Origin of the sequence: Stenotrophomonas sp. ATCM1_4 (assembly GCF_004348115.1) — a bacterium.
Taxonomy (GTDB): domain Bacteria; phylum Pseudomonadota; class Gammaproteobacteria; order Xanthomonadales; family Xanthomonadaceae; genus Stenotrophomonas; species Stenotrophomonas capsici.
Genome location: NZ_QPFB01000001.1, coordinates 2,449,046 through 2,461,430 on the forward strand (window position 1 = coordinate 2,449,046; position 12,385 = coordinate 2,461,430).

10 protein-coding genes are annotated in these 12,385 nt (G+C 68.7%); 6 read left to right on the forward strand and 4 right to left on the reverse strand.

All coding sequences use genetic code 11. From position 1 onward, the window contains the following. Window positions 1-25 precede the first annotated feature (25 nt). The 3 genes from creD to creB form a co-directional block, all read right to left on the reverse strand. Window positions 26-1,390, reverse strand: a complete 1,365-nt coding sequence (creD, locus tag ATCM_RS11245) for a cell envelope integrity protein CreD (protein WP_132864613.1) — start codon at window positions 1,388-1,390, stop codon at window positions 26-28. 82 nt (window positions 1,391-1,472) lie between these two features. Continuing rightward, window positions 1,473-2,909: a two-component system sensor histidine kinase CreC gene (gene creC, locus ATCM_RS11250; protein ID WP_132864614.1), complete on the reverse strand. Its 1,437-nt coding sequence runs from the start codon at window positions 2,907-2,909 to the stop codon at window positions 1,473-1,475. Then, complete coding sequence (gene creB, locus ATCM_RS11255) at window positions 2,910-3,608, reverse strand: two-component system response regulator CreB (RefSeq protein ID WP_132864615.1); 699 nt, start codon at window positions 3,606-3,608, stop codon at window positions 2,910-2,912. It abuts the gene before it with no gap. A gap of 45 nt (window positions 3,609-3,653) precedes the next feature. Between creB and rlmJ the strand changes: the two genes are divergently transcribed. From rlmJ to ATCM_RS11275, 4 genes are all read left to right on the forward strand, one after another. Then, a complete protein-coding gene (gene rlmJ, locus ATCM_RS11260) occupies window positions 3,654-4,511 on the forward strand; it encodes a 23S rRNA (adenine(2030)-N(6))-methyltransferase RlmJ (RefSeq protein WP_132864616.1) in 858 nt (285 codons plus the stop codon). Window positions 4,512-4,620: 109 nt separating this feature from the next. Beyond that, the gene (locus tag ATCM_RS11265; protein WP_132864617.1) at window positions 4,621-5,166 is read left to right on the forward strand and encodes a GNAT family N-acetyltransferase; all 546 of its coding nucleotides are present in this window, start codon (window positions 4,621-4,623) and stop codon (window positions 5,164-5,166) included. A gap of 192 nt (window positions 5,167-5,358) precedes the next feature. Continuing rightward, entirely contained in the window at window positions 5,359-8,919 is a 3,561-nt protein-coding gene (mfd, locus tag ATCM_RS11270; protein WP_132864618.1) for a transcription-repair coupling factor, read from the forward strand. 95 nt (window positions 8,920-9,014) lie between these two features. Then, entirely contained in the window at window positions 9,015-9,632 is a 618-nt protein-coding gene (locus ATCM_RS11275) for an HD domain-containing phosphohydrolase (RefSeq protein WP_132864619.1), read from the forward strand. On the opposite strand, the gene cls is transcribed toward ATCM_RS11275, so the two are convergent. Then, window positions 9,629-11,140 carry a cardiolipin synthase gene (gene cls, locus ATCM_RS11280; protein WP_132864620.1) on the reverse strand — a complete coding sequence of 504 codons (1,512 nt, stop codon included), beginning with the start codon at window positions 11,138-11,140 and terminating at the stop codon, window positions 9,629-9,631. The genes ATCM_RS11275 and cls overlap by 4 nt on opposite strands. Before the next feature lie 188 nt (window positions 11,141-11,328). Between cls and ATCM_RS11290 the strand changes: the two genes are divergently transcribed. Then, on the forward strand, window positions 11,329-11,541 hold the full coding sequence (locus tag ATCM_RS11290; RefSeq protein ID WP_132864621.1) for a ParD-like family protein: 213 nt from the start codon (window positions 11,329-11,331) through the stop codon (window positions 11,539-11,541). Then, window positions 11,538-12,329, forward strand: coding sequence for a type I methionyl aminopeptidase (gene map, locus ATCM_RS11295; RefSeq protein WP_132864622.1), 792 nt, complete (start codon window positions 11,538-11,540; stop codon window positions 12,327-12,329). The genes ATCM_RS11290 and map overlap by 4 nt, the downstream gene beginning before the upstream one ends. Window positions 12,330-12,385: the final 56 nt, after the last annotated feature.

The window sequence follows — 12,385 nt, forward strand, 5'->3', positions numbered from 1 at the left end:
GGTGGCCTGCGCCACCCCGTTTCGATCACGGCAGGGTCGGCGGTGCGGCCGGTTTGCCCAGCGCGCGATTGCTCAGCTCGTACCAGTCCATCTTGCGGGTGATCCACATGATCACCGCCAGGATGCCGAACAGCAGCAGCGAGCCCATCAGCAGCGAGTTGGTCTCCGAGGCCAGCAGCAGGTACAGCACGCCGTACAGCAGGGTCAGCATGGTCGAGAACACCAGCGCGTACTTCCAGCTGCGCAGCACGCCGCTGAGATAGAAGCCCTGCAGGCCGATACAGGCCGCCGCGGAGACCAGGTAGGCCTGCCAGAACGGAATGTGCTCGGAAAGGCTGACCAGCAGCAGGAAGAAGATCGCCAGCGCCAGGCCGACCAGCAGGTACTGCAACGGGTGGATCTTCAGCTGCTTGATCAGCTCGAACAGGGCAAAGCCGACGAAGGTCAGCAACACGAACAGGATGCCGTACTTGGTCGCGCGGTCGGCCTGGGTGTAAACGTCCACCGGGTCCACCAGCGCCACGTTCAACGCCTCGACGCTACCACCTTCGCCACGGATGGCACGGACCAGCTGCGTCTGCGCCGCCGAGGCCAGCGAGGACACCGCCCATTCGGCCTTGAACCCGCTGCCGTCGATGCTGCGCTCGTTGGGCAGGAAGCTGCCGCCGAACAGGGGATGCTGCCACGGCGAGTTCAACGCCACCCGGGTGTCGTCGCCGATCGGCGCGACCGACAGCGAACGCGTGCCACCGAGCACGAACTCCAGCTGCACCTTGCCACCTTCGGCCAGGACGCCCTGGCTGGCGTCCGCCAGCACCGACAACGGTGCGTGCAGGCCCTTGGAGGTGTCCTGCATCACGCCGGCGCCCGGTTGCAGGGTGACCGACTTGCCGTCCACGCGCAGGTTCGGGGTACCGACCAGGCCGCGCACGTCGGACAGGCCCAGTGCCAGATAGGGCCGCCCATACACCCGGCCCGGCACCGCGTTGTAGCGGGATTCGGCGAACTCGGCGCTGAGCTGGGCATGCCAGCGGTACACCGGCACCTTGAACAGGCCGATGCGGCGCTCGTCGGTTTCCAGCTTGCCCTGCACGTCCAGCCGTGCCGGCATCTGCAGGTCATAGCCCTGCTCGGTGCGCAGCTCGGTCTTGCGCTGGGCGCTGCCTTCCACGGCCACTTCCACCTCGCGCGTCTGCGTCCATGGCAGCACCCGTACCGGGCCGACCAGCGTCTGCTCGCCGGCGTAACTCTGCGCCACCCGCTCCACCGCCTCGTCGCGGTAGCGTTCGCGCTCGTTGATGGTGCCGCGGATCAGCAACAGGGGAATCAACAACAACAACGCCAGGCCGCCGACGATGGCGAAGCGCAACAACAGCTTGAGGGAAGTCATGTCCCGTCCTCGTGTGGAAACGGGGCCAGCTTCGGGGCTGCCGGTGAGCAGGGTTTGTGTCGAACTTGAAGCGAGTGTGAAGTCAGCCGGCCGGCAGCAGCAGGCGGGCCTCGGCGCCCCCTTCGGGCGCATTGCGCAGGCCGGCCTGGCCGCCATGCAGGCGCGCCACTTCGGCCACGAACGGCAACCCCAACCCGGAACTGCGCTGGCCGGTGCCTGGCCGGGCCAGCGAATAGAAGCGCTCGAACACGCGTTCCAGCGCGTAGTCCGGGACCCCGGGGCCGGCATCACGCAGGCGGACCTGCCACTCCCTCCCCTGCTGCTCCAGCGCCAGCTCGATGCGGCCACCGGCCGGCGAGAAGGCAATGGCGTTGTCGAGCAGGTTGGACAGTGCCTGCCGCAGCAGGAACACATCGCCCTGCACCAGCGCGCGCTCGGGCAGGTGGCTGTCCAGTTGCAGCTGCGCGGCCTGCAGCCGCGGCGCGGCGTCCTCGGCCAGGCTGCGGCACAGCGCGACCAGGTCCACGTCGGTACGCCGCTGCAACCAACCGTGCTGTTCCACCTCGGCCAGCCGCAGCAGCTGGTCGATGGTCTCGGTCAGGCGCCGCTCCTGCTGCACGATGTTGCCGGCGAAGCGTTGGCGCTCGGCCTCGGGCAAGGGTTCCTGCAGCAGTTCGGCCGCCCCGCGGATGGCGGCCAGCGGGCTTTTCATCTCGTGCGTGAGCGACTGCACGTACTGCTCGACGTAGGCCTTGCCCTCGAGCTTGCGGCGCATGGTTTCCAGCGCCTGCCCAAGGTCGCCGATCTCGTCATGGCGGCGCCGCGGCGGCGGCACCGGCTCGCCGGCACTGACGGCCTTGGCATAACGGCTCAGGCTGCCGATGCCGCGCGCCAGCCACCAGGTCATCAGCAGACCGATCAGCGCCGACAGCCCGATCAGCCAGGCGCCGCGCGCCACGATGGCGCGCTGGCTGGCGGCGATGAACGGATCGAAGGTGTCGTTGGGCTGGGCCAGGGTCAGCACGCCGATCAGCGTGCGGCCATCGGCCGGGTCGTACACCGGCGCGGCCACGTGCATCACCGTGCTGGTCTCGTCACCCGGGGTACGTGCACTGGAGCGGGCGCCGTACTGACCGCGCAAGGTCAGGTAGACGTCGTTCCAGCGCGAATTGTCGCGCCCCACGTCCTGCCCCAGCGAGTCGTAGATGACGATGCCCCTGGCGTCGGTCACGGTCACCCGGTAATCGATGCTGCGCTTGGGGAAGCGCCACACCATCGCGCGCGGGTCGCGCCGTTGCGCGGTGGCCATGTGCGCGGCGAACGCGCCGTCGGCCATGTGCCCGGCCTTCAGGTCCGGCGCGGCGATCACCGCCAGCACGTTGGCCGCGTCCACCAGCGTGGACTCCATCGCCTGGCGCACCCCCGGCTTGACCTCGTTGACGAACACGCGCATCACGAAGAACGCGGCGATGCCCACGATCAGGAAGAAGCCCAGAAACAGTTTCAGGCCGAGCCGCATCTAGATTTCCAGTGCGTAGCCCACGCCACGGTGGGTGCGGATCGGGTCGTCCTGCGCTCCGGCCGCGCGCAGCTTGGCGCGCAGCGTCTTGACGTGGGTGTCGATGGTGCGGTCGGCGCTGTCGCTGGCATGGTCCCAGCCGCGCTCCATCAGCTGGCTGCGGCTGAGGATGGACCCCGGGCGGGCCAGCAGCGCCGCCAGCAGGGCGTACTCGTAGCGGGTCAGGTCCAGCGGCGTGTCGCGGTAACGGATGCGCCGGCCCTCGCCGTCGATGGCGAAGGCGCCGTGGACTTTCCACCCCGCGCTGGCCGGCGTGGACGGCGCCGGCACGCTGCGACGCAGCCGCGCACGCACCCGCGCCACCAGTTCGCGCGGCGAGAACGGCTTGGTCACGTAGTCGTCGGCGCCCAGCTCCAGCCCCAGCACGCGGTCGAACTCGTCGTTGCGCGCGGTCAGGAAGATCACCGGTACCTGGCTGAAGGTACGCAGCTCCCGGCACACCTCGAAGCCCCCCAGGTCAGGCAGGCCCACGTCCAGCACCACCACGTCGGCCCCGTCCGCACGCAGCGTGGCCAGGGCCTGCCGCCCCAACGCGCAGTGCTCGGCGGCGTAGCCTTCGCTGCGCAGGGCATACAACAGGGTATCGGCGATGGCGGCCTCGTCTTCGACGACGAGTACCCGGGCAGGTTGATCGGACATGCGCCCAGCATAGCCGCCACCCGGGCGCCCCCGTACACTTCCCCCATGAATTACCGCCACGCCTTCCACGCCGGCAACCATGCCGACGTGCTCAAGCACATCGTCATGCTGGCGATGATCGACGCGCTCAAGCGCAAGGACTCCCCATTCTTCGTCCTGGACACCCATGCCGGACGCGGACGCTACCTGCTCTCGGCCGAGGAAAGCCGCAAGACCGCCGAGGCCGACGACGGCATCCTGCAGTTGATGGCCCTGCCCGCGCTGCCGGAGGTGGTCGAGCAGTACCTGCGCGCGGTGCAGGCCGACAACCCGGTCGGCGCGCTGGTCTCCTACCCCGGCTCGCCGCTGATGGCCGCCCGTGCCCTGCGCGAGCAGGACCGCATGGCCGCCTGCGAGCTGCAGAAGGAGGACGCCGCGGCGCTGAAGGAGCTGTTCGCCCACGACCGCCGCGTGCAGGTGCACCCGGGCAACGGCTACGACAGCATCCGCGCCTTCCTGCCACCCAAGGCCGGTGCCACCAAGATCGGCCGTGCCCTGGTCCTGATCGACCCGCCGTACGAGGTCCAGGACGCCGAGTACCCGCAGATCCTCGCCACCGTGCGCGAAATCCTGACCCGCATGCCGCAGGCGCAGATCGCGGTCTGGTACCCGATCAAGCAGCGCCGCAGCCTGCAGCAGTTCTTCCGCAAGGCCAGCCACCTGCCGGCCAAGTCGGTGCTGCTGGCCGAGTTCATGGTCCGCCCGGACGACTCCCCGCTGCGCCTGAACGGCAGCGGCATGCTGATGGTCAACGCCCCGTGGCAGTTCGACCAGATCATCGCGCCCGCCCTGCCCGTGTTGAAGAAGCACCTGGGCGAGGCCGGTGCCTCGACCCGCCTGGAGTGGCTCAAGGCCTCCGAATAACGCCTTTTTGACATCCGCCGGAAGCTGAACGAATCGCCGTGTTGATCGCGTTCACAGAACTTAGCAGGGCGGGTGACAGAATCGACGGGTCTTTGGAGGAACCGTAGTCATGGCTACCCGTAATCGCATGCCCCCGTGGCATGAAAATTTCAAGGCGCCCAGTGGTCGCGAGTTGTTGATCCGCCCCATCCGTCCGGAAGACGGCGCACCGCTGCAGGGCGCATTCGCGCTGTTCGGGCCGGAAGAAGTGCGGGATCGCTACCTGCAGGCGGTGGACTCCCTGTCCGACGAGACGGTCCAGCGCCTCACCCACCCGAATCCGAAGTCGGAGATCGCGCTGGTGGCGGCCGAGCCACTGCCCCCGGGTGAAGCCGTGGTCGGCGCCGTCGCCCGCGCCACCATCATCCCGGGCACCCGGGATGCTGAATACGCCATCCTGGTCAGCCGTTTCCTCGCCGGCCAGGGCCTGGGCCGGCAGTTGATGCGCAAGCTGGTCAAATGGGCACGCGGCAAGTACCTGGACCGCATGTACGGCGATATCGCCCAGGACAACGAGCCGATGCTGCAGCTGGCCGCGTCGCTGGGCTTCAAGCAGGTTCCCCATCCCACCGGTGCCCCGGGCCTGGTACGCATGGAGCTGGACCTGGCCAGCTGAGAACAGGGCGGGGGGAACGCGCCGAGCGCTCGCTCCCCTTCCCGCCAGGCAGCTGGTTTCGCGCACGCGAACCGTAGGGCAGGCATCGGCAAACCGATGCCTGCCCTTTTCGTCTGCGTCGTCCGGAATGCCCCTGCGCCACAGCGCCGTCGCGGCGGTCCCCGGCAGGTGGTCTGTTAAGATCGGCGGTCCATGTCAGCCCACCCCTACCCCATTCCGCCGCTGCCCCGTCCGGGCCAGCTCCGCGCCTGGTGGCGCGCCCCGGCATCCAGCACCGCCCTGGCCTGGCACGTGGCCCGTGCCGCGGATGTGCATGGCAAGCCGCTGTTGCTGGTCACCCGCGACAACCAGAGCGCCAACCAGGCCGTCGCCGACCTGCAGACCCTGCTCGGCACCGGTCCCGGCGTGCTGCCGGTGCTGTCGTTCCCGGACTGGGAAACCCTGCCCTACGACCAGTTCAGCCCGCACCCGGACATCATTTCCCAGCGCCTGGCCGCGCTGCACCACCTGCCCACGCTGACCCGCGGCATCGTGGTGGTGCCGGTGCAGACGCTGCTGCAACGGCTGGCCCCGCTGAGCTACATCGTCGGTGGCAGCTTCGACCTGAAGGTCGGCCAGCGCCTGGACATGGACGCGGAAAAGCGCCGGCTGGAAAGCGCCGGCTACCGCAACGTCGGCCAGGTGATGGACCCGGGCGACTTCGCCGTGCGCGGTGGCCTGCTCGACGTCTACCCGATGGGCGCCGAGGCTCCGCTGCGCATCGAGCTGCTGGACGAGGACATCGATTCCATCCGCGCCTTCGACCCCGAGTCGCAGCGCTCGCTGGACAAGGTGGACGCGGTGAAGATGCTGCCCGGCCGCGAAGTACCGATGGACGAAGCCAGCCTGGCGCGCGTCCAGGCCGCGCTGCGCGAACGCTTCGACGTCGACACCCGGCGCAGCCCGCTCTACCAGGACCTGAAGGCCGGCGTGCTGCCCTCCGGCATCGAGTACTTCCTGCCGTTATTCTTCGACAGGACCGCGACCCTGTTCGACTACCTGCCCAGCGGCTTCCTGACCGTGGTCGGTACCGGCGTGGCCGAGGCCTCCGACGCGTTCTGGACGCAGACCGGCAGCCGCTACGAACAGCGTCGCCACGACATCGACCGGCCGCTGCTGCCGCCGGAGGAGATCTACCAGTCGCCGGACAACCTGCGCGAGCAGTTCAACAAGCAGCCGCGCGTGGAAGTGTGGCCGGCCGACCATCCGCGCATCGCCGAGGCGCAGCCGCTGGGCGACCAGCCGCTGCCGCCGCTGCCGGTCGCCGCCAAGGATGCCCCCGCCGGCCAGGCACTGAAGTCCTTCATCGACAACTATCCCGGCCGGGTGCTGATCGCCGCCGACTCGCCGGGGCGCCGCGAGGCGCTGCTGGAAGTCCTGCAGGCCGCCGAGCTGCGCCCGCCGGTGGTGGCGGACTTCACCGCGTTTCTCCCTTCCCCGCTCGGCGGAAGCTGGCCGGAGGGGCCGGAGGGGGGGCGTGCCAATGGCAAGAGCAAGCGCGCCGCCCTCCCGGAAGGAGACGGGCTTGCCAGGTTCGCCATCACCGTCGCGCCGCTGGACGATGGCTTCGCCCTGACCGAGCCGCCGCTGGCCGTGCTCACCGAGCGCCAGCTGTTCCCCGAGCGGGCCGGCCACGCACGGCGGACCCGCCGTGCCGGGCGCGAGCCGGAAGCGATCATCCGCGACCTCGGCGAGCTGACCGAAGGCGCGCCCATCGTCCATGAGGACCATGGCGTCGGCCGCTACCGCGGCCTGATCGCGATGGACGTGGGCGGCATGCCAGGCGAGTTCCTCGACATCGAGTACGCCAAGGGCGACCGCCTGTACGTGCCGGTCGCGCAGCTGCACCTGATCAGCCGCTACTCCGGCGCCTCGCCGGAAACCGCGCCGCTGCACTCGCTCGGCGGCGAGCAATGGACCAAGGCCAAGCGCAAGGCCGCCGAGAAGGTGCGCGACGTCGCCGCCGAGCTGCTGGAGATCCAGGCCCGCCGCCAGGCCCGCGCGGGATTGGCGCTGGACATCGACCGCGCCATGTACGAACCGTTCGCCGCCGGCTTCCCGTTCGAGGAAACCCCCGACCAGCTGGCCGCGATCGAAGCCACCCTGCGCGACCTGCAATCCAGCCAGCCGATGGACCGCGTGGTCTGCGGCGACGTCGGCTTCGGCAAGACCGAGGTCGCCGTGCGCGCCGCCTTCGCCGCCGCCAGCGGTGGCAAGCAGGTGGCGGTGCTGGTGCCGACCACGCTGCTGGCCGAGCAGCACTACCGCAACTTCCGCGACCGCTTCGCCGATTACCCGCTCAAGGTGGAAGTGCTCTCGCGCTTCAAGAGCACCAAGGAAATCAAGGCCGAGCTGGACAAGGTGGCCGAAGGCACCATCGACGTGATCGTCGGCACCCACCGGCTGCTGCAGCCGGACGTGAAGTTCAAGGACCTGGGCCTGGTCATCGTCGACGAGGAACAGCGCTTCGGCGTGCGCCAGAAGGAAGCCCTCAAGGCGATGCGCGCCAACGTGCACCTGCTCACGCTCACCGCCACGCCGATCCCGCGCACGCTCAACATGGCCATGGCCGGCCTGCGCGACCTGTCGATCATCGCCACGCCGCCGCCGAACCGGCTGGCGGTCAAGACCTTCATCACCGCCTGGGACAACGCGCAGCTGCGCGAGGCGTTCCAGCGCGAACTCGCGCGCGGCGGCCAGCTGTACTTCCTGCACAACGACGTGGAAAGCATGGGCCGGATGCAGCGCGAGCTGTCCGAGCTGGTACCCGAGGCGCGCATCGGCATGGCCCACGGCCAGATGCCCGAGCGCGAACTGGAGCGGGTGATGCTGGATTTCCAGAAGCAGCGCTTCAACGTGCTGCTGGCCAGCACCATCATCGAGTCGGGCATCGACATCCCCAACGCCAACACCATCATCATCAACCGCGCCGACCGCTTCGGCCTGGCCCAGCTGCACCAGTTGCGTGGCCGCGTCGGTCGCTCGCACCACCGCGCCTACGCTTACCTGCTGGTGCCGGACAAGCGTTCGATGACGCCTGATGCGGAGAAGCGCCTGGAAGCGATCGCCTCGATGGACGAACTCGGTGCCGGTTTCACCCTGGCCACGCACGACCTGGAAATCCGCGGCGCCGGCGAGCTGCTCGGCGAGGACCAGAGCGGGCAGATGGCCGAGGTCGGCTTCAGCCTGTACACCGAGCTACTGGAGCGCGCGGTGCGCTCGATCAAGGCCGGCAAGCTGCCCGACCTGGACAGCGGACAGGAAGTGCGCGGCGCCGAGGTCGAGCTGCATGTACCTGCCCTGATCCCGGACGACTACCTGCCCGACGTGCACACCCGCCTGACGCTGTACAAGCGCATTTCCAGCGCGCGCGACAGCCTCGCCCTGCGCGAGCTGCAGGTGGAGATGATCGACCGCTTCGGCCTGCTGCCGGACCCGGTCAAGCACCTGTTCGCGATCGCCGAACTGAAGCTGCAGGCCAACACGCTGGGCATCCGCAAACTGGAACTGGGCGAGAACGGCGGCCGCATCGTGTTCGAGGCGCAGCCCAACATCGACCCGATGGCGGTGATCCAGCTGATCCAGAAGCAGCCCAAGCTCTACCAGATGGACGGCCCGGACAAGCTGCGCATCAAGCATCCGTTGCCGGAGAGCGCGGACCGCGTCAACGCGGCACGGGCGCTGCTGACCACGTTGCATCCCGGCAGTTCCTGAACGGGGAAAATCGTGAAATTTGCGTGAAAGGGGAGGCGTGCGGAAAATGCCCCCCCTTCCCTTTCGCCGCGCCCTGTCCCGCAGCCCGATACCGCATGTCGCCGATCAGCACGCCCGTGGGCCTGTCCCTTCCGCCGGATGACCCGTCCTGCACGATCACCGTGCTGGCCGCGGCGCTGGACCAGCGCGACAGCTACACCGACCACCACTGCGACCGCGTCTCGCGGCTGGCACACGCGATGGGGCGCCACTGCGGCCTGGACGAGGAACGCCTCGGGCATCTGGTGCTGGCCGCGCGCTTCCACGACGTGGGCAAGATCGGCGTGCGCGATGACGTGCTGCTGCACCCGGGCAAGCTTGATGACCCACGGCTGTCGGCCATGCGCACTCACCCCGAACGCGGTGCGCGGCTGTTCCTGGCCACCGGCCGCGACGACGCCCGCCAGGTGGCCACGCTGATCCGCCACCACCACGAAGCATGGGATGGCAGCGGCTACCCGCATGGCCTGCAGGGCGAGGAAATCCCGATGGAATCGCGCATCCTCACTATCGTCGATGGTTTCGACGCGATGACGTCCGAGCGTCCCTACCGCGGGCCGATGCCGGCCCAGCGCGCCGTCGAACTGCTGTCCAATGAACGCGGCCGGCTCATCGACCCCCGCCTGTTCGGCGAATTCATGGGCCTGATGCGCCAGGGCGAACTGCCGGCCTAGAGCACCGGCGACATCATCGCCACCGCGTTCTGCACCAGCCGTGCGTGCAGCGGCCACTGCCGCACCTGCGACAGGCTGACCGGGGTCGCCACCTGCAGGTACTTCCGCTGGCGCTGGCGCAGCACGCCAACCACCGCCGGATCGGCGATCAGCAGGTTGTTCTCGAAGTTCAGCTCCAGGCTGCGGCGGTCGATGTTGGCCGAGCCGACCAGCGCCACCTCGCCGTCGAACGTGAGCGACTTGGCATGCAGCAGGCCCAATGGATACTCGTGCACCTGCACGCCGCACTGCAGCAGGTCGGCGTAGGTGCTGCGGCTGGTCTGTCCCACCAGCCAGGAATCATTGCGCGCCGGGAAGATCACCTGCGTGGCCACGCCCCGTCGCGGTGCCGCGCACAGCGCGCGCAGGATGGATTCGTCCGGCACGAAGTACGGCGTGGAGATCACCAGTTCGCGGCGCGCGGCGTAGATGCAGGCCACGAACATGTCGGCCATGGCGTTGTGGCGGGTGATCGGCCCGGTCTCGAAGGCCATCGCACGGCTGCCACGGTCGAAGGTGGCTGCCGCACCCCGCGCCGCGTAGCCCTCCATCGCGGTTTCGCCGGTTTCCGGAATCCAGCCGCTGAGGAACAGGTACTGCAGCTGGCGCACCACCGGCCCTTCGCAGCGCAGCAGCAGGTCGATCCACGGCGCATAGGCCGGCTTCACCCGGAACTCGGCATCGGCGCAGTTCTGGCTGCCGCAGTAGGCGATGCGGTTGTCGATGACCACGATCTTGCGGTGGTCGCGCAGGTCCATGCGGCTGAAGGCCATGTGCTGCAGGCGATTGACGTCGTCCAGTGTCCTGAGCAGCGCCACCCCCGCCCCGGCGAGCTGGCGCCAGCGCGGGCCATCGATGAACGCGCGCGAGCCCAATGCATCCACCATCACCCGGCAGGCCACGCCCCGGCGCGCCGCCGCCGCGACCGCATCGGCCACCCGCCCGCCGGCGCCATCGTCCAGCCAGATGTAGAAGGCGATGTGCACGCTCTCGGTGGCGCGATCGATGTCGGCGACCAATGTCGCCATCGCGGCGCGGCAATCGGCCACCGGATCATCGGCGGCGCTCCCCTCGGCACCCAGCAACGCGATGCGGTTGCCCGCCTGTACGTGGAAGCCGTTGATCGAATGCGCCAGCTCGAACAGGGGCGCGATGTTGTCGGCCAATGCGACATCCGGGCCAGCCACCGGCTGTCCCGGGTCGGCCTCGTGCAGGCGGCTCATGTTGTGCCGCACCTGCTGCAAGCGCCGGAACCGTGAACGGCCAATGCTGGTTTCGCCCAGCAGCAGGTAGGCCACCATGCCGACCAGCGGCGCCAGCATGATCACCGCCACCCAAGCCGCGCGCGACGCCGGCGCACGGTTCGGCCGGGTCAACGCCCGCGCCGCGGTCAGCAGGTGCGCGATGAAAACCAGCACCGTGCCACCCAACTGCAGCAGGCCCTGCCAGTTGCCAGGATCGAACGTCATTGCCCCCTCTCTCCCCGAATTCGCCTGTGCCGCCGGATGGCGACATCCATAGCATGCGACCGGTGTTGCCGCTGTCGGCGTACTGCAAGCGCGGTCGCCGTCATGGCCATGGCGCTTGACCAATGGCCGGTCACAATGAATATATGATTCGTATATACTTCATATAAGCCTCACAGGAGATGACCCGCATGGGCATCGTGAACATCGACGACGACCTGCACGACAACCTCCGCCGGGCCAGCACGGTATCGGGGCGTTCGATCAATGCCCAGGCCGGCTTCTGGATCCGCATCGGCATGCTCTGCGAGCTCAACCCGCACCTGAGCTACCAGGAACTGGTGGCGCGGGAACTGGCGGCGGCCGGGGTCCGGCCCGCGCCGTTGTTGGCGCCCAGCCCATGATCAAGCACCCCCACGAACTGGCCCTGATGGCCGAATCCGGCCGCCTGCTGGCATCGGTGTTCGAAGCGCTGGACCGGTTGCCGCTGGAAGGCCTGAGCACCCTGCAGGTCAACGACTGGGTCGAGCGCTTCATCGTGCAGGAACTGAAGGCCCGCCCGGCCAGCAAGGGGCAATACGGCTTTGCCTATGTGCTCAACAGTTCCATCGATAACGTGGTCTGCCATGGCATTCCCTCCGCCTCGGACATCCTGCGCGAGGGCAGCATCGTCAACCTCGACATCACCCTGGAAAAGAACGGCTACATCGCCGATTCCAGCAAGATGTACCTGATCGGCGAGGTCAGCCATGCCGCGCGCCGGCTGGTCAACGCCACCCGCGAAGCGATGTGGAAAGGCATCGCCAGCGTGCGCCCCGGCGCGACGCTGGGCGACATCGGCTTCGCCATCCAGCGCCATGCCAAGGATGCCGGCTATTCGGTGGTCAAGGAGTACTGCGGGCACGGCATTGGCCGCGAGATGCACGAGGAGCCGCAGGTGCTGCACTACGGCCATCGCGGCGCCGGCCTGGCGCTGGAGCCGGGCATGACCTTCACCATCGAGCCGATGATCAACCAGGGCCGCGCCGCCATCGACAGCAGCGACGATGGCTGGACCGTCACCACCCGCGACGGCAAGTTGTCCGCGCAATGCGAGCACACCGTCGAGGTCACCGACAGCGGCGTGCGCGTGCTCACCCTGCGCACGGAGGAGCGCGCGTTGGCCGAGCGCCTGCTGGGAAAGGCCGGCTGAGTTCGACGCCCGGCGCATCACCCCGCAGCATGCCCCTGCAGTCGAGGCGATCTGCG

Coding starts and splice junctions, on each gene's coding strand:
- rlmJ (WP_132864616.1), top strand. CDS start 3,654: ATGAATTACCGCCACGCCTTCCACGCCGGCAACCATGCCGACGTGCTC.
- cls (WP_132864620.1), bottom strand. CDS start 11,140: ATGACGTTCGATCCTGGCAACTGGCAGGGCCTGCTGCAGTTGGGTGGC.
- ATCM_RS11290 (WP_132864621.1), top strand. CDS start 11,329: ATGGGCATCGTGAACATCGACGACGACCTGCACGACAACCTCCGCCGG.
- ATCM_RS11265 (WP_132864617.1), top strand. CDS start 4,621: ATGGCTACCCGTAATCGCATGCCCCCGTGGCATGAAAATTTCAAGGCG.
- creC (WP_132864614.1), bottom strand. CDS start 2,909: ATGCGGCTCGGCCTGAAACTGTTTCTGGGCTTCTTCCTGATCGTGGGC.
- mfd (WP_132864618.1), top strand. CDS start 5,359: ATGTCAGCCCACCCCTACCCCATTCCGCCGCTGCCCCGTCCGGGCCAG.
- map (WP_132864622.1), top strand. CDS start 11,538: ATGATCAAGCACCCCCACGAACTGGCCCTGATGGCCGAATCCGGCCGC.
- creD (WP_132864613.1), bottom strand. CDS start 1,390: ATGACTTCCCTCAAGCTGTTGTTGCGCTTCGCCATCGTCGGCGGCCTG.
- ATCM_RS11275 (WP_132864619.1), top strand. CDS start 9,015: ATGTCGCCGATCAGCACGCCCGTGGGCCTGTCCCTTCCGCCGGATGAC.
- creB (WP_132864615.1), bottom strand. CDS start 3,608: ATGTCCGATCAACCTGCCCGGGTACTCGTCGTCGAAGACGAGGCCGCC.